The sequence below is a fragment of the Sphingobacterium griseoflavum genome (assembly GCF_014653155.1).
In the GTDB taxonomy this organism is placed as follows: Bacteria; Bacteroidota; Bacteroidia; order Sphingobacteriales; family Sphingobacteriaceae; genus Sphingobacterium; species Sphingobacterium griseoflavum.
Window position 1 is genome coordinate 1 of sequence record NZ_BNAF01000017.1, and the last position, 17,035, is coordinate 17,035.

Consider the following 17,035-nt stretch of genomic DNA (forward strand, 5'->3'; position numbering starts at 1 on the left):
GGAGAGTAGGTCGGTGCCTAATTTTAAACGAAGCCCCTTCAGGAAACTGGAGGGGCTTTTCTTTTTTATCCGCAAGGTGCTTTCTTAAAGCTCGCATTGACTTTACGCTTTGCAGGCTGTTATTTGACACTATTTAAACAGCAGATAGATACCGCATAACATCAGCATGGAATCGTATGAACATACGGAAAGATCAATCAATACGTTACCGGACTACAATGCTGGTTCCCTCTATAGCTATTTTCGCCATATTCAGATCATTTAGAAGCTCAATAATAACATTCTTGTCTTCGTCCCTGTCAGCAGTAAACCTTAATTTCACCCCCTTGGCTTTCGGATTTTCAAAAATAACGTCCAGATTATACCAACGTCCTATTTCTCGTAGCACCTCTGAAAAGGCTACGTCATCAAAGTGAAAATAGCCTTCATGCCACGAGTAATAATCGTCTGTATCTATTTTATGAATTTTCAGGGGTACACCTGGTCTACTGATCAATTCATCGCCAGGAGCCAGTAATTCGCTTTCTGCGTTTAAGGTATTTGTCACCTGCACTTTTCCTTTCAATAATGTTACCGACGATTGTTTATCGTATCCATTTTTAATGTTAAACTCTGTTCCGATGACACTGGTTTCCAAATTATTGGCTTTCACTATAAACGGTCTTTGCGGATCTTTACTTACCCGAAAATATGCTTCCCCCTCTAGCTCTACGCGACGAGCTCCTTCGTCAAAGCGATTGGGAAAGGTAAATTTTGTTTGGGCATTCAGCCAGACCTCGGTGCCATCTTGCAAAACTATTTTGAAGATCTTCCCGCTAGGGACGGTTATAATTTCCTTCGATATGACGCGGTCTTTCACATGCAAGTAGGATAAACCACCGGTCAACAATTGCGGATACGTTTCCTTGTCTACTTGCGGATAATTGTTTTTATTCCCTACAACCACAGCATCTCGATCCCCAGATTGAAGCAATACATCTGAATTAACCGATCGTTCGCTATATACTAATTTCCTGTGTTCGGAAGCAGTCCGTTCAGTAGGCAGCGTGAAGAGGTAGGTGGAAATAGCTAAAAGTAAGGTAGCTGCGGCACCTATCCATACTTTTGGCATTTTATGAGCTGATAAACGTCTCTTGTTGTGGAATTTATCTAGCTCATTTTCGACCTCAGGATGGCCGAATTTCCTCGTGAAATGCTCACGAATAATAATCTTTTCCTTGCTGAACTCTTCAGAATGAGGGTTTTCATCGTTTTGCCAATCTTTCATTATACAGTTCCTTATAGTTATAGTACGTTCTCGCGGTTAAAAAGGGTATTGCTAAATATCATACTTTTTTTTGCTATACACTGCTCTAAGTATTTTTAAAGCTCTAACCATATGTTTTTTTACCGTGTCCCGACTTATTCCCAGTGCTGCGGCAACCTCCGCGTACTTCATCCTTTGAAGATAGCACATTTCTAAAATCTGTCTACCGGGCTCGGGTAGCTGATTCAACATAGCATCAACCAAATCTTCTTGTGCTGTCTGTTCGCCTAGTTCATCGTAGTAGTCGGAAAGCGTATGTAAATATTCCGACGTGTATTGATGTTGTAGCGTGTTCTTACGCATGAAGTCGACGCAGCGATTGCGGATACTCACCATCAAATAGGGTTTCACACGTTGTTCGTCCACTTGATCAAAATTCTTCCACAATCCTTCGAAAACAGCCGATACGATATCTCGGCTTTCTTCCTCGTCTCCTATGATATGTAGAGCATATCTATAAAGGTATGTGTAATTTTCACGAAATATGGAGTCAAATGTCTTTCGCTTAACAAGCTTTTTAAACATATCAACACAATGTTAATTTAAGTGATCGCAGTGGTGGTATTTATTATTAAATATACTTCAATATCAAAATATTTTTTCAATTATCAAATAGACTTTTAACGGTTTCACGAGTGGCGATGCCATACCTTTTTGCGGAAGTGAATCGTTAGCCCTGCTTCCGTACATTTCTGAAAACGTATGGTAAAAAGTTGGAGCACACAGCAGGTCTTCCGTGTTTTGCAAGTCACTTACACCTGGTCTGCACAAGAATAAACACCCAAAAAGCGCTATGCTCTTTGGGTGATAAGGTTGTCTCCCGATAATTTGGTCGTGCTAGAATTGCCGGATCTTTTTAGGGCATCTAGCTTTCATCGTTGAATCGGTTACCGTAGAGCGAAATTAACCTACGGTCCATCCATGATCCGCGCATATTGCGGGACACGATTTTTCCTTGAGGGTCTATCAACATACAAAATGGGATAGCATTAAAGCGGTAGCTATCCGACAACGGACCGTCGAAAGCCTGCAAATCAGAAACCTGAAGCCACGGCATTTCTTCCTGTTCGAGTGCTTTCAGCCAAAGGTCTTTCTTGCTATCCATGGAAATACTTATAATTTCGAACCCAACGGGATGATAAAGGTCGTAGACTTCTTTGAGATGCGGAATATCTGATCGGCAGGGGCCACACCAGCTCGCCCAAAATTCCAACAAGACATACTTTCCTTTGCCGACCTTATCAGAAAGCTTAATAGGCCTACCTTCGTGGTCTTTAAATGCAAAGTCGATAAAAGTCGACCCGATAGCGCTTTCTTTTACTTTCTTACAATACGAAACTAAAGCTTTACCAACGTCGGTTTTAGCAAAGTCTACTGGTATTTGCATGATAAAATCTGCTATTTCCAAATTATTGGCACGTTTGAGGTAATATGTTTGAGCCACATGTACACCTACGGGATCCGATCGGCGGCTTTCAGTGAACGCCTGTAGATACATCTTCGAGATACTATCTGCTTCATCAATCCGATTCACGAAACTGATACCATTTGCGATATGGCCCGGTGCAGTTTTTTCTTTTGAATTCAGGAATTTGATATACCTATCTACGGCTGAAGACCGGCGTTCGATAAGCGGCTTATAGCCGCTTAAAAAATCCATGTATGCTATATGTGGAGCAGAGCCTTCTACTTTTACTTCATCGTAAGGGTATTTCTTTGAATTTGAATATTCAAGATACGTCATGTTTGGCTTGGCGTCTGCTTCGATCTTGATAGTACCTTCGGTTAGAAAAACCGGTAATACGTAATCGAAGCGATCTTTTGCCTGTCGATTTTCTAGGCTCGCACCTGGTTTTTTTATGACTACGGTGTACAATTCTGGGTAGTGCAGATTTCCAGACAACGTAAATGCCCCGTCCTTTATTCGGCTACTGTCCACCGCTTTGCTAGGATCTCTAACATCAAGATGATGGGTCAAATACACTTGCTGTTCATCCGGAATACCAGTGATCTTTCCGTGAAGGGTGAACCCTAGATTGGTCTGCGACAATGCATCCCGCTTGCCAAAGAACGTCGCCGCGATAAAGACCAGGCCATATAATCGCAGCTTGTGGGAAAAATAAGCTTTCATTCTATTTAATTATGTTAAGTCATTTAATTTCCAATCACCTCGGCTAATTTTCTATGAAGCGCTTCTCCCCGAAGGTTGCGTGCTATAATGACCCCACTTGGATCAATCAGGTAATTATCTGGGATCCCTCTGATGTTATACAAGGCGGCAGTTGGCGTAGCAGACCCTTTCAAATCCGAAACGTGTATCCAAGGCATATTATCTTCTTTTACGGCTTTCAGCCATTTGTCCCGATTGTTATCCAAAGACACCCCTAACACCGTAAATCCTACATTTTTAGCTTTGTAGTGATTATAGGCTGCCAGGACATTTGGGTTTTCGGCGCGGCACGGTCCACACCAGCTAGCCCAGAAATCCAAGAGTACATATTGGCCACGAAGATCTACTAATGCAATGGGTTTACCATTGCTGTCGGGTAATGTAAAATTAGGCGCTACCTTACCGTCGGCGAGTGCAGATAACAATTTTATCCGCTGGGAAGCATACTGTCCTGCTTTTGTTTCCTGATCCTGTTGGGATAGGGCTTCAAGCCATGGTGCGGCAACCTCGACCGGAAAAGTTTCATCGGCCACCAAATTTTTTATAATCAGTGCATTTACGTGGCTGTTCGGGTATCGCTCAAACCACTGCCTATGGTATTGAAGGTTCGCGTCGATATATTCCTGTCTGCTATGTAATAAATTTGCCTCTACCTTTTTTATGGCGGCTTCCCTGTTTTGTTCAGACGGCATAGCGTACGCCTCTTTAGTAGCATTTAAGGCTTTTTGCAATGCTGCTTGTTTTTGTGAAATCGGCTCATTGATCTCTGTCAGGTATCTTCCATAATCAGCGGATACAACATTTTTGCTGTCGTCAATAGTTATATTTTCTGACAGAGCTATATCACCAGAGATCTTGAACAAGCCAGGTCCCAACACATTCCTCATAATTTTTTTAGTGCCATGTTGTAGGGTGTAGTATGCCGGTTCGGCCTTTTCGATGACGAATCGGAAGTAACCGTTTTTTACAGAAATAGAGTCTTTCTTCTTGTAAACGTTTCCCGGAATCGGGAGGTAGGTTTCCAAGTACAGCTTATCGCCATCTTGGAGTCCGTCCAACTTGCCCTCGTAGATCAATTGTGTGTTGTCTTGCCGCCAGGCAAGACCGATCAGGATCAAAACAAGAGACAGGCTGATCCATTTTTTTACGTGTATACTATTCATTTTCATAAAAGGTTTTATTTGTTAAAAAGATTACTGAGTTTCTTTTCCAGTTCTTGCCCTCTTAAATCGCGCGCTACGATCTTTCCTTGGGCATCTAAAAGGTATGTACTTGGTAGATAAGGGACATAAAAGAAATTGCCGGACGCTTTCTTATCCGGAGGTATGCCTCCTTCCCATGTTTGTGGCCAGTCTGGCCGTTCCTGCTCGAGCGCCGCAAGCCATTTCTCTTTGGAATTATCTGTTGAAATACCCCATATTTCAAATCCCCTATCTTTATATCGGCTATAAAGGGCTTTCATTCCCGGAAATTCTGCACGACAGGGCGCGCACCAACTTGCCCAAAAGTCGATAAGCAAATATCGTTTCCCTTGCAACATTTCGTCTAGGCTAACAGACGTTCCATCTGCACGGGGAAGGGAGAAGTTTGGAAGTTTTGTGCCTTCGGCCGACATGCGGGTTGTGCGTACGGCAGCAAGAAGCTTTTTCCCATAGCGGCTCAACTGGTTTTCGGTACCCAAAAGTGAATAGATCTGTTGCTGCATATCTGCACCCAACGTGTGATCGTTGGCCAATCTAGGTATGGCCATGGAATTGGGGTAGCGTTTGGCAAAGCTCAGCAAGATGGCACCTTTAATTTTTGGCGCTTCCTGCTTTTCGAAATTTTGCCACTCCTGGACAAATTCTGGAAATTTGGCATCCTGTTCATAAGTCTCGGGATCATCGACCATAGCCGATCCATATTTTCTGCGCATCTGTTTCCAGAAAGTTCCCTTTTTCTTTTCTAAAGCCTGTTCGAATTCTGCTTTTACCAATTGTGGCGCACTTCCCGATGTTATCGATTTGTTTAACGCTTCCATATTAGCATCAATTATTACTTCCCCAGGTTTATCGACCAAAATTGCAAAAGCGGGAGGACGTCTTTTCAGTGCCAATTCATACCCATTTTGAAACAGGTATTCCCCGGGCCCGTAATATGGAGCGCTGATTTCGAATTTTCCATCGTGGATTTTTCCTTCCGCCTGTACTGCTTTTTCTGATCGGTCGTAGTGGTATAGTATAACCGAATAACCGTCATACTTATTCGATCCAGTATTTCCTTTGAAAATAACATCTTGGCTGTGGACATTCAATGCAACGAGCAAAAGTACAACCGTTAAGTGTCCCGTATTCCATTTTCTTTTTGTTCTATACATGCTGTTCTAAAACTATTATCCCCTAGGATTAGGAGAGGCTGAACTGAATTTGATATGTGTATGTATAATTTTTCCGAATCCACCTTCTTGGATTTGGGCAGGCAATTCCAGACTACCGGAACCACTCGGTAAAAAGACGTAAAACTTCCCTTCCGAGCCGTTGTACGTGGAGATAGCAATTTGTCGCGTACCCTCTTTATTCGCCCATTCCAGTGTTGTAATACGTTCGCCTGGTTGGAAACTGTAAATTGGGTCGGCTTTATGGTTATGTACATCAAAAAGGTAAAGGGTGTTATCTACTGCATAATACAAGAAAGGTAAAAGGTATGATGCAGTAAAGCAGCTTGCCTTGTCAATGTGCGGTACTTTTGTCAAATCGATGGTATATGTTCTGATGGGTTGCGCACCCTTGTTTCGAATATCTGTGAAATCGAGTTCGTACATCGACAATCTCCCCGACACATCTTTAAATAAGCCCACAAAATAGCGGTCCTGAAATATGTTGGATCCATAGATCATTTTTTTCTTGATGTTATTGATATCAAACACCGTTGTGGGTACATTTAAAAAAGTAGACATGGTAATTCCGGAGGTAGACCGCCAATTGTCGAAGCTTAGGAAGCGTCCGTTTTTTTCATCAAACCCGATAAAACCCCTTCCACCAAAATGTGCCAAAAAAGGCGCTAGCTTATAGTCGCCGGCTAAAGGATAGTCGTATGTTGCCGCCAACACATTGGTGCTTCCTGTTACTACATTTGAAATTAGACCATTGTCCCAAACAAAAGCCGAGTACAAAGTTCGGTTGCTTAACGCTTCCAGATACATGGGTACTAAGGGCTTTCCGTAGGGAGCAATAAATATGTCGTTTATATCCCGGATAACGCGGAAACTTTGCTCATCCAATTCCTTATTAAAACCTGCTGCAGATACAAATAGAATTTTTTTATTTCTTCTGTCCATCAGTGCATTGGCTGTGAGTAGCCGATTTAACGGTGTGGGAAGGTATTTCCCTTCATTATTTTCACTAAAAACATGACGATATACCAGACCCTTATTGACCACGAGCGAAATATCACCCCCTTGGTCAGTTTCTTCTAAAAGCATATAGCCCCTTTGATAGCGCACCGTGATTTGCACCGAGGTCGTCGTGAATTTTCGGATACCGGTGTTTCGGTCTACGGCCTCGGCTTTTAGGATGTAGGTATCTGCAGGGATGTTAATCGGAATAACGTAAAGCAGTTCCTTTTTTCTGCCGATGATGATCGCGTTGGAATCCAAGGACATTTTAGCAATCTGCTCACGATTCAACTCAAATGTCCATTTGTAATCGAATCGGGTGGAATCTGGAATATCTTCCTCAAGCGTTGGGTTCAGTCTCAAGGTGTCGCCCTGTACCACGATCTGTTGCGATAGATTGGATAATGCAAACTTATTTAATACCTCGTAGTCATAATTGCCTAGATCTTTGTAGCACCCAGTAATTGTTAAGCAACTACTTATCATACAGAGCCAGTAAACTAATGTTATATTTTTCATCGTTTGATTTGCTTTTAGTTGTCAATTTCCACTGATTTTAGAAGATGACATTGAAGTCTGGAATGCGGATGACATCTCCGTTTTCGTCACGCATCGGTTCGCCATTTGCAGCCTCAAAATCGATCAAGCGCTGCTGCAGGACGATGATGAGGTTCCTCCATTGGTCTTCGGAAAAATAGCCAGGAGGCTTTACGGGATTATTGATGAGGGTGCGGGCTCGTGTAAAGGGTATGATTATCGCGGTGCCAAAGACGTCGATCACCAACCTGAATTTGGCCTCGCTGTATGGGCCAAATTGACGGCCCAAACCATAGCCGGCGAAGAAGGTGCTTCCAGAAAATATGCCGTCCCATTCATCGGGCTTTCTAAAAATATCGACAAACGTAATCTTAGCCCTTTTGTACACGTTAACGGAATCTAAATACAGATATCGTGGGAAGAAAGCATTGGTCATCAATTCGACAGTAACCTGCTTCTCTTCTTGAGCAATCCGAGGGTTGCGAAGCAGTACGACCTGAATGTTTCCTTCGAACTGATTGGCACCAATAACTGTCGGTAGCAAGCGGAAATCCGTCCCTTCAATAGCTGTGGTTGCGGCATCCTCATCCACAATTCGGACAGCGACTGGCCTTATCTCGTTGGATAAGAAGCCCACCGTCTTGACGGGAATATGAATGTTGTGTGTACGGGTGGAATCCTGTCCAAAGGCAAAATTGTACCGAATGTCCTGTTGCGTTTCTTGCTTCACCTGCTCTGGCAGGATTCTTGGATAAAGTGCGCTTGACCGCATATAAATGCCACTTTCGTGGTCAAATGTTTGTACCGTTTCCTTTCCACATCCTTGCAATAATATGGCAAAAGAAAGGTGAAAAATTGAGTGTATGTATGTTTTCATGTCCTTGATATTTTCGTTGCTGAACGAATTATTCCGCCCTACCTTCCTTGCAACTCGGCAAACGGTATAGGCCAAGTATAGACAGAGGACGTTGCCGGAATAGAAGCGTCATCTGGCGTTAATCCTGGAATAAAAGGGTATCCCAAGCGCTTATAGAAGTAAAATAATTGCCCCTCTCCATAAAACTCTTTCAAATATTCTTTTTGAACCTCTTGGGCAAGCTGCTGTTGGTTCAATCCGCGCAACTCATCTTGCGGACCTGTGACCATACCGCGATGTGCACGTACTTGGTTCAAGAAATAGGTTGCGGAATCTATATTTGTGGAGCTCTCTGCAGCGATGTAGTACATTTCGGAAAGGCGTAACAAGGGCATCTGTGCCGCAAAACGAGAGGTGTCTGCCAAACCGTCTTGGGAAAGTTTCATAAAGGATATCCCTGCACCGCTTGATCGCCAATGATCTATATAGCGAAAATCCGCTGTCTTTTCCTCATATATTCTTTGCAGAGCAGATTCCGTTACGGTCAGTCGGATGAATCCGGCGTTCGCAAACACATCGTTGTAAATATTCCGCATATTTTGTATCCGAAGGGAAAACAGATGCTCACTGACAAACGTACGATCGCCGTTCACTACGCGCTCTTTCGTGGTGAATCTAAACTGTGCAGGAACTGCCTCTATCACCTTACGCGCATACGAATAGGCACTATCCAATTGACCATTGTACATGTATATGCGTGCCTTTAGTCCCAACACAGCATAATAGTTGAACCTGTTTCGGGTGAAAGTCAAAAAGCGATCCGCAGCATTTTCACGCATATCTTTGTCCACAGCCAATAAGCGCTGTGCTTCGTCAAGATCCTGCAAGCAGTTTGCTATCGTTGATGTTACCGTTAATTTTGGGCTGCTTACTGGATCATAGGTGCGTACATAGGGAATGAATGTCTGCTCACCGGCTGTCTGCGGACTAGGGGCAAAAAGCCGCAATAAATCGAAATGTAAAAATGCACGCAGACCTAAGGCTTGTCCTTTCACGTTGTTATAGTGGTTTTCACTGAAAATACCCTTTCTTTGGTCGATATTTGCCAGCAAATTATTGGTATTACCGATGATCCGGTACAGCCCCTGCCATACCGGATCGATATAGGTTGCCCGGCTACCTTGGGCTTCATAATCATAAGCCCCTGTCGGCGTACCCATAATCACGGTGTACATTTGTCGAGCACTACCCGCTGTGTAGCGTTGTGCAAGGGCATCCAGCAGTCCAAATGTCAATTCTTTACCATAGAGCTGCGGCCTTCCCATTTGTACGTAAGTGCCCGATAATACTTCAAAAAATCCTTGCTCACTTGCATACATGGTTTCTTCCGGAACTTCGGTAACGGGACGAACATCCAACCATTTACTGCACGCAGCGCACAGCGTCAAAAAAAGTATGCAGACGACAGCCATCCCGAAAAGCTGCTGTGGATTTTTCTGTCTCCGGTGAAGGAGGGGTGATGTTGTGTTTATTTTTGCCATGGTTGCTTGATTATTATCGTTTGGGTCCATTTTGAAATGCATTGTCTTAAAAGAGGGTGGTAGAAAGCTGTAAGCTGAAACTTCGTTGAAAAGGGGTGTTCAGCCCCCGTTGCTCGCTTTCTAAAGAAGTTATTACGAACGGTGTGTTCCAGTATAGGGAGAGCATCGTATTCGACATCCTAAGTCGTTTGAGCCATGTCACTGCATTTGGTATCCGGTACGCCAGCGAGATGGACTGCATTTGTAGCATACGTTCGGTTTGTAGGAACCGGGAAGAAGCGCGATACACAGGACGACTCCGAAGGTCTAAAAACGGCTTCACGTCGCCGGGGTTAATCCACCGGTCCGTTGCTACACGTCTATCAAGATTCTGATATAACGGAAGCACATCGGTAAACTCAATACGGTCTCGTAGGTTTACATTAAAGACGCGTGCGCCGGTACGGTAAGATGCCGCAGCGGAAAATGTCCAGTCCTTGTACTGGAAATTTGTCATAAAGCTTCCTAAAAATTTAGGTTGCGCTGTTCCGAGCGGCTGCTCAAAGGCGTTCGATGCCGAATAGGTGTATTCTCCGTTCGGCATGATGAAAAGCTCATAACCTGTGACAGGGTCGATGCCGCCACTGGGGATTGCCCAGATATCATCCATGGAACCACCGACGACATAGCGAGAATTATTACGAACCTGTAGCTCTTGCACCCTGTTTTGAGGATTCGGAATGCCACGATTGTCTATGGGGACCGTGACACCGGGGATCTGCGTTAGGCTCGTGATCTTATTGCGCAACTGCATCGTGTTAAAGCCGATGTTCCAAGTAATATTGCGTTGCAGGTTTCGTACAATCGCGACATTCGTACTGAGTTCCCAACCCGAATTTTCCATGCCTCCTAAATTCGTGCTGTACCGATCAAATCCCACCGAAGGGGGTCTGCTGATTTCCATCAGCATATTGGTGACTTTGTCTTTGAAGACATCCACGGTTATATTGACGCGATCCCGGAAGAACGTCATATCCAACCCCAGATTTTGTTTAAAAGTACTTTGCCATTGGAGATTCGGATCGCCGTAGTTGGCAACATTGGATGAAAGAAGACCATGATAAGGATTGCCAATATCATAAACAAACGTCGTGATCCCCTGATAAGGAGGGAAATTTTGTCCGCCAGTAGGCCCTATACTTCCTCGAATTTGAAGTCTATTGATAGCCGGATTATCTTTCAGAAAATGTTCTTGGTGTAAATTCCACCGTGCACCCAATGACCAAAAGGTATTGTAACGCCGATTGGCCCCAAATTGAGAAGAGCCATCTGTGGAATAAGAGAAATCTACGAGATAGCGGTTGTCGTAGCTATAATTCGCATTGCCTCGCAAGGTGGCCTGTCTGACGGTGGCCTGAGAGCCCTGGGGACGAAAACCAGGTGCATACTGACTGGCAAATATGAAGTTGCGCATATTCTCGTTGGAGAAACCTGTCGCCTGCTGAAAATATCCAATGTCATTATTGCTTCGCAGATAGCCGCTCGCGGAGAGGAAAAAAAGATGCTTGCCAAATTGTTGCGTAAAATTTCCTTGAACATCGGCGTCCCATAGATCACTTTTGAGAAGGTTTAAGCTATATTGTCCACGTTGTCCAAAGGGCAACCCATCAAAACGCGGCAAGCTGCTGGGACTAAAGTCATGGGATTCGCGATTGCTAATGGTATAGGAAAATCGGCCTGAGAGAAAAAAATTGCTGGTCACGTTCCATCGAATTTGGGTGTTGTTGATCCATCGGCTATCCGTGTCATATTTGACCGGATCTAAACTGGCAGCATATAGCGGATTTTCCTGTCGATAATGGAATGGTGTGAGCGCATCCAAACGGAACTGTTCACTACCCCAAGTATTTTTAAAATCGCCAAGAAAACGAACGAGGTTGCCATTAGCATCGTAAGGCGTCAAAAATGGGTTTAGTCTCGTGAACCGTGAAAAACTGCCGTATGGAGACTCTGTTCCTCTCGTGGAGTAATGTTCCAAATTATTACCAACGGTCAATTTTTTCGTTACATACTGCAGATTTATCGCGCCGTTTAACGAGCGTCTACTGTTGCCTATCATCACACCAGGGGTGGTTTTATAACCGCCTATCAAGGAATAACGAAAAGCTTGGTCTCCACCCATAATATTTAAGGTATGAGACTGCGAGATAGCGGTCTGTAAAGGCTGGGAAAGCCAATACGTATCCACACCTCGCACAACTTCGCTATAGATGTTGTCGATAATCGCTTGATTGGTTAATTGATACGGAACGGAAGCTCCTGTATTCCGCACGTTGTAAAGCCCAGCAATCCTCTCTAATTCATACTTTTCCCTTGCAGTCATCAAGTTATACGAGCTCAGGTCAGGGATGGCGAATCCGATATTTCCTGTATAGCCAATCTGTATCGTTCCTGGTTTTGGCCGGATCGTCTCGATAACCACCACACCATTGGAGCCTCTGGAGCCATATATCGCGGTTGCCGAAGCGTCTTTAAGGATGGAAATACGTGCTATGCGGTTCATATCCATATCGATCAACGTTTGTAGTGGAATCTCGAACCCATCCATAATAAATAACGGAGCATTGGGATTGTCTCCGTACAGCGCTGTTAAGGTTGCATTGGTACGGCCTTGTTGTATCGGAAAATTGTTCTGTCCCCTTAATCTGATTTCCGGCAAGACATTTGGATTTCCGCCAGCCTCCAAGTTGGGCGGCATTTGGAAAGATGGATCCAATAGTTGCAAAGCCATTAAAGGATTTTGGGGGGCAAAGCGCTTTAGCTCTTCTGCAGAAACTGTGGTTACTGCGCCGGTAAAACTTTCTTTTGGACGATCAAAAATACCAGTGACAATGACATCCTCGATCTTGTTTGCGCTGGGAGACATAAACACTTTGATGTTGTTCTTCTCCAGGTATACCACTTCTTTTTTATCAAAACCCACAGATGAAAAGATCAGGTTGACGCCCTTTTCTACCGGAATGGAAAATTCGCCTCTTGCATTGGTCAGCGCGGTAGGGCCATTATTCGCAATAGCTACCGTCACGCCCTGTAAGGGCATGTTGGTCTCATCCATTACGATGCCATACAGCATCACTTGCTCTTTAGATTGCTTTTGGTCGCTATCGGACTGCGTTTTGGCTTTTTCCCTGGTGGGGGTAATGACGATGTATTTTCCATCTCCCTTGACGCTGAACGTGAGCGGAAAGCCCTCGATAACTTGCTGTACAGCTTCTAACGCACTTTTTTTGTGTATATGGCCGCTCACTTTGTAGTTGGCGATAGTTGAATAAGCAAATTGGATTTTTACGCCCGAAGCTTTCTCTATCCGTTTGAAGACATTGGAGAGCGGTTCATTCTTGTAGTCCATGGAAACTTGTTGCCCTTGTGCCAAACTTCCGTATACGTAAAATAAAAAGCCAAGGAGTAGCAGTAGCTTCGTTCTTTTTTCTTTCATTACCTTTTAAGTTGGTTAGTCAGTTAGTTATTGTAACTTCTACAAAATGATGAATGATCATTTTATGTATAGTACGAGCGGATCATCAAAAAGGGTACGATGCTTCGGTATTTTTTTAAAAAATTTTCGTTCGGTAATAAATGCGGCTTTCTGTCTTCCAGGGAAGATCCCACATGCGGGGCACAGCATGGTCGTCGCAGCATGTACAATCTCATCTTCGATAAAGGTTTTTGCTTTTGCATTTTATTGCCGATCTGTGTAACTTGCTGCTAAATTAGTCGTGGCATTTCAAAGGAATTATATATCGGGAGGCGATAAAGAGTAGTTTATGATTGCAAAAGAGACCATTGAGAAGGTATTGGATGCGGCTCGTATTGAAGAGGTCGTGGGCGATTTTGTGGACTTAAGAAAGCGCGGAACATCACTCATCGGTAATTGTCCTTTCCATAATGAGAAAACGCCGTCTTTTCACGTTTCCGTCGCCAAAGGTATATACAAATGTTTTGGCTGTGGTGTTGGTGGTGATTCGCTCAAATTTGTGATGGAACTGGAAAAGTATTCCTATCCGGAAGCGATTCGCTACCTCGCAGACAAATACAGTATCCCAATCGAAGAGGTACAACGGTCGCCCGCGCAGCTTGCCGCGCAAGATAAGCGGGAAAGCCTCTATGTACTAAGTAGCTGGGCCGGCAAATTTTTCAAAGAGCAATTGTGGAATACGGAAGTAGGGCAATCGATTGGACTATCCTATTTTAAGGAACGTGGATACCGCGAAGAAATCATTAAAAAATTCGATTTGGGCTATTCGCCTGATCAGTGGACTGTCCTTTCCGACGCGGCTGTTGCTGCGGGATTTCATCAAGATTATTTGAAGGAGATCGGCCTTTCCATCGAGCGTGACGATGGTCGAGTCTATGACCGTTTTCGGGGGAGAGTCATTTTCCCTATTCATAACCTGACAGGCCGAATTATTGGTTTTGGTGGCCGAACACTAAAAACCGAAAAATCCGTTCCAAAGTACGTGAACTCTCCCGAAAGTGAGATATACCATAAATCTGATGTGTTGTATGGCTTAAATTTCGCGAAGAAAGCCATTATGGACAACGATACCTGCTATCTCGTGGAAGGTTATGCAGATGTGATTTCTATGCACCAAGCAGGCGTAGAGCATGTCGTATCCTCGTCGGGCACGTCCTTGACGACAGGACAGATTCGTTTAATTTCTCGTTTTACCAAAAATGTTGTTATTCTTTACGACGGCGATGCGGCGGGGATAAAAGCATCGCTTCGCGGTACCGATATGCTGTTGGAAGAAGGCCTCAACGTTAAAGTACTTCTTTTTCCGGACGGCAATGATCCTGACTCCTATGTCCAGAATTTTGGATCTTCAGCCTTCAAAGAATACATCGATAAGCATCAAGAGGATTTTATCTTTTATAAGACGAATATCCTATTAAAGGATACAGGTGGCGATCCCATCAAGCGAGCTGAAGTCATCAGGGAGGTCGTGCAAAGCATTGCCCTTATACCTGATGAGATAAAGGTGTCCGTATTTATCCAGCAATGCTCGCGTCTTTTGGAAATTGAAGAGCGCGTTCTTTTGACAGAACTGAATAAAATGCGGCTGCAAAAGGCGAAGACGCAAGAGCGGAAGGAACATGCGCAACCAAAGCCGTCATCCGGAAGGGATATTCCGGCCCTTGATATGCCGCCTGCGGATTTCTTTTTGACAGAACAGGAGCGATCTGAAATAGGCCTTCCACCGGTAGAAAGCCCCAAAGTCATTACGGCGGAAACTTTGCAAGAACGAGAAATTGTACGGATACTGTTGAACTATGGCGCTGAACTCGCCACTTGGGAGGGCGACGGAGACGTGCCTGTAGCCCCGCTATTGCTGAACGCGCTCGACGATATCAGTTTTGAAGATAAGCCCAGTGCATTTATTGTTGATGTGTTTAAAAAAAAGGCCGAAGATTTCGAGATTCCTGAAGCTAAATTTTTCTTTTCCCATCCCGATAAGGATGTGCAGGATCTAGCTATAACCTGCGTCTCCACACCCTATGAGCTTAGTCCCAATTGGAATGATGACAAGCGGAAGATCTACGTCACCCAAGAACGGGAACACTTAAAAGAGCTAACTATCCAAGCCGTTTACCGGATTAAAAAGCGCAAAGTGGAGCGCGAAATGGTCAAGATCAGAGATGAACTTAAAACGGGGGGCACCGCCGAAGATTTAGAGATTTTGCTTTCTAGATACCAAAAGCTAAAAGAAGCCGAAAAGCTGCTCGGGACATTTTTGGGAAATATTGTAGTCAGATAAGGTATGGCAAAACATTTAGAAGATGGCAAAAGGGGTGAATTATTAGCGGCAGATTATCTGCGGAGCCAGGGGTATGTGACGGTAACGACCAACTGGCGGGACAGGTATTGTGAGATCGATATTATCGCAAAAGATGGAGATACGCTGGTTTTTGTGGAAGTCAAGTCGCGGACATCTACCCTTTTTGGAGAGCCTGACTCTTTCGTGGACATCAGAAAGCAACAATTGATCATCCGCGCGGCGGATGCTTACCTCCACGTTTCTGGACATGAAGGAGAGATTCGTTTTGATATCGTTTCCGTATATTTAGGGCAAAAGAACCATATTGAATTAATTAAAGATGCTTTTTGGAGTAATTAGATATACCATGAAAATAAATCAACTGGCAAGTGTATTCGCAATAGGTACGTTGTTGTTCGCAGGATGTAAATCGCAACAAGGGAAGTTCGAGTTTTTATCGCCTAAAACTGGAGAAACGATTGTGCTCGGACAAAAAGTTGCCGTGCGCATGCATTTTCCCGATACCACGATCGATTCTGTTGTATACGCAATAGACGGTGAAGTTATAGAAAAGAAGCAAGATACTTCCGTCGTTACCCTAGACACCGAATCGATTGGCTTGGGAGCCCGTAATTTAGTGGCGAAGGTATACAAAGCCGGAAAGGAAGATGTGGCATACAGCAATGTCACCATCGTTCCCGAGTCGCCGCGGCAGTATACGTTCGAAAAGGTCAATGAATATCCGCACGATACAAAAGCCTTTACCCAAGGCTTAGAATACACTAATGGAACCTTGTATGAATCGACAGGGGCTGGTAGCGAGCTTATCTCTTCCATCCGGCGTGTAAACCTGAAGACGGGTGAAGTATTGCAGAAAAAGGAGTTTGTGGGCAAAAGTGCAAATGGGCAAGATTATTTTGGCGAGGGGATGGCTATCGTCGGCAGCAACATCATTATGTTGACTTGGTTGAATAACGAGGGGCTCGTGCTGGATAAAACCTCTTTTGAACAAGTTTCTTCTTTTGCTTACCAAAACAGTAAAGAAGGCTGGGGGCTTTGTTACGATGGAACCCGACTGATTAAATCGGATGGTTCCAATAAGCTGTATTTTCTAGATCCGAAGAGTTACCAAGAGATTGGCATGGTCGCTGTCTATGGAAGCGAAGGGCCACAGGATTTGTTGAACGAGCTAGAGTTTATTGATGGGAAAATTTATGCGAATGTATATGGAAAAGATATTATCGTCATCATAGATCCAGAAACGGGTGCCGTTGAAGGGCAGCTCAATCTGATGGGGCTACACACACATGCATCACAAAGTGATAAGGAGCTAAACGGTATTGCCTATGATAAGGCGAGCAAAAGACTGTTTGTTACAGGAAAGCAATGGGATAAATTATACGAGATAAACGTTGTTGCGCGATAACATAAAAAGGAGCTGGAAGGCTCTTTTTTCT

Annotated in this window: 12 protein-coding genes; 3 read left to right on the forward strand and 9 right to left on the reverse strand. The window is 44.1% G+C overall.

What is annotated here, in order from left to right:
- Positions 1–205 precede the first annotated feature (205 nt).
- The 9 genes from IE165_RS17305 to IE165_RS17345 all read right to left on the reverse strand — a co-directional run bounded on the left by IE165_RS17305 (position 206) and on the right by IE165_RS17345 (position 13,258).
- Positions 206–1,267 (reverse strand): FecR family protein, encoded by a 1,062-nt coding sequence (locus IE165_RS17305; RefSeq protein ID WP_189627911.1) that lies wholly within the window; start codon positions 1,265–1,267, stop codon positions 206–208.
- A 51-nt stretch (positions 1,268–1,318) separates the two neighbouring features.
- Positions 1,319–1,831, reverse strand: a complete 513-nt coding sequence (locus IE165_RS17310; protein WP_189627912.1) for an RNA polymerase sigma factor — start codon at positions 1,829–1,831, stop codon at positions 1,319–1,321.
- Positions 1,832–2,171: 340 nt separating this feature from the next.
- Positions 2,172–3,437 (reverse strand): TlpA disulfide reductase family protein, encoded by a 1,266-nt coding sequence (locus tag IE165_RS17315; RefSeq protein WP_189627913.1) that lies wholly within the window; start codon positions 3,435–3,437, stop codon positions 2,172–2,174.
- A 23-nt stretch (positions 3,438–3,460) separates the two neighbouring features.
- Complete coding sequence (locus IE165_RS17320) at positions 3,461–4,639, reverse strand: TlpA disulfide reductase family protein (protein ID WP_189627914.1); 1,179 nt, start codon at positions 4,637–4,639, stop codon at positions 3,461–3,463.
- Between the two features lie 14 nt (positions 4,640–4,653).
- Entirely contained in the window at positions 4,654–5,832 is a 1,179-nt protein-coding gene (locus IE165_RS17325; RefSeq protein ID WP_189627915.1) for a TlpA family protein disulfide reductase, read from the reverse strand.
- Positions 5,833–5,847: 15 nt separating this feature from the next.
- The gene (locus IE165_RS17330) at positions 5,848–7,335 is read right to left on the reverse strand and encodes a PKD-like family lipoprotein (protein WP_189627916.1); all 1,488 of its coding nucleotides are present in this window, start codon (positions 7,333–7,335) and stop codon (positions 5,848–5,850) included.
- 70 nt (positions 7,336–7,405) lie between these two features.
- The gene (locus tag IE165_RS17335) at positions 7,406–8,263 is read right to left on the reverse strand and encodes a DUF4843 domain-containing protein (RefSeq protein ID WP_189627917.1); all 858 of its coding nucleotides are present in this window, start codon (positions 8,261–8,263) and stop codon (positions 7,406–7,408) included.
- 38 nt (positions 8,264–8,301) lie between these two features.
- Positions 8,302–9,783 (reverse strand): RagB/SusD family nutrient uptake outer membrane protein, encoded by a 1,482-nt coding sequence (locus IE165_RS17340; protein WP_189627918.1) that lies wholly within the window; start codon positions 9,781–9,783, stop codon positions 8,302–8,304.
- Between the two features lie 46 nt (positions 9,784–9,829).
- Positions 9,830–13,258, reverse strand: a complete 3,429-nt coding sequence (locus IE165_RS17345) for a SusC/RagA family TonB-linked outer membrane protein (RefSeq protein WP_189627919.1) — start codon at positions 13,256–13,258, stop codon at positions 9,830–9,832.
- Positions 13,259–13,586: 328 nt separating this feature from the next.
- Here IE165_RS17345 and dnaG point away from each other — a divergent pair, with 328 nt between their 5' ends.
- From dnaG to IE165_RS17360, 3 genes are read left to right on the forward strand one after another with little or no spacing between them, the layout of a single operon-like run.
- On the forward strand, positions 13,587–15,578 hold the full coding sequence (gene dnaG, locus IE165_RS17350) for a DNA primase (protein WP_189627920.1): 1,992 nt from the start codon (positions 13,587–13,589) through the stop codon (positions 15,576–15,578).
- Between the two features lie 3 nt (positions 15,579–15,581).
- Positions 15,582–15,938 (forward strand): YraN family protein, encoded by a 357-nt coding sequence (locus IE165_RS17355; protein WP_189627921.1) that lies wholly within the window; start codon positions 15,582–15,584, stop codon positions 15,936–15,938.
- Between the two features lie 7 nt (positions 15,939–15,945).
- Positions 15,946–17,004: a glutaminyl-peptide cyclotransferase gene (locus IE165_RS17360; protein ID WP_229826629.1), complete on the forward strand. Its 1,059-nt coding sequence runs from the start codon at positions 15,946–15,948 to the stop codon at positions 17,002–17,004.
- Positions 17,005–17,035 lie beyond the last annotated feature (31 nt).

Coding starts and splice junctions, on each gene's coding strand:
- IE165_RS17305 (WP_189627911.1), bottom strand. CDS start 1,267: ATGAAAGATTGGCAAAACGATGAAAACCCTCATTCTGAAGAGTTCAGC.
- IE165_RS17310 (WP_189627912.1), bottom strand. CDS start 1,831: ATGTTTAAAAAGCTTGTTAAGCGAAAGACATTTGACTCCATATTTCGT.
- IE165_RS17315 (WP_189627913.1), bottom strand. CDS start 3,437: ATGAAAGCTTATTTTTCCCACAAGCTGCGATTATATGGCCTGGTCTTT.
- IE165_RS17320 (WP_189627914.1), bottom strand. CDS start 4,639: ATGAATAGTATACACGTAAAAAAATGGATCAGCCTGTCTCTTGTTTTG.
- IE165_RS17325 (WP_189627915.1), bottom strand. CDS start 5,832: ATGTATAGAACAAAAAGAAAATGGAATACGGGACACTTAACGGTTGTA.
- IE165_RS17330 (WP_189627916.1), bottom strand. CDS start 7,335: ATGATAAGTAGTTGCTTAACAATTACTGGGTGCTACAAAGATCTAGGC.
- IE165_RS17335 (WP_189627917.1), bottom strand. CDS start 8,263: ATGAAAACATACATACACTCAATTTTTCACCTTTCTTTTGCCATATTA.
- IE165_RS17340 (WP_189627918.1), bottom strand. CDS start 9,783: ATGGCAAAAATAAACACAACATCACCCCTCCTTCACCGGAGACAGAAA.
- IE165_RS17345 (WP_189627919.1), bottom strand. CDS start 13,258: ATGAAAGAAAAAAGAACGAAGCTACTGCTACTCCTTGGCTTTTTATTT.
- dnaG (WP_189627920.1), top strand. CDS start 13,587: ATGATTGCAAAAGAGACCATTGAGAAGGTATTGGATGCGGCTCGTATT.
- IE165_RS17355 (WP_189627921.1), top strand. CDS start 15,582: ATGGCAAAACATTTAGAAGATGGCAAAAGGGGTGAATTATTAGCGGCA.
- IE165_RS17360 (WP_229826629.1), top strand. CDS start 15,946: ATGAAAATAAATCAACTGGCAAGTGTATTCGCAATAGGTACGTTGTTG.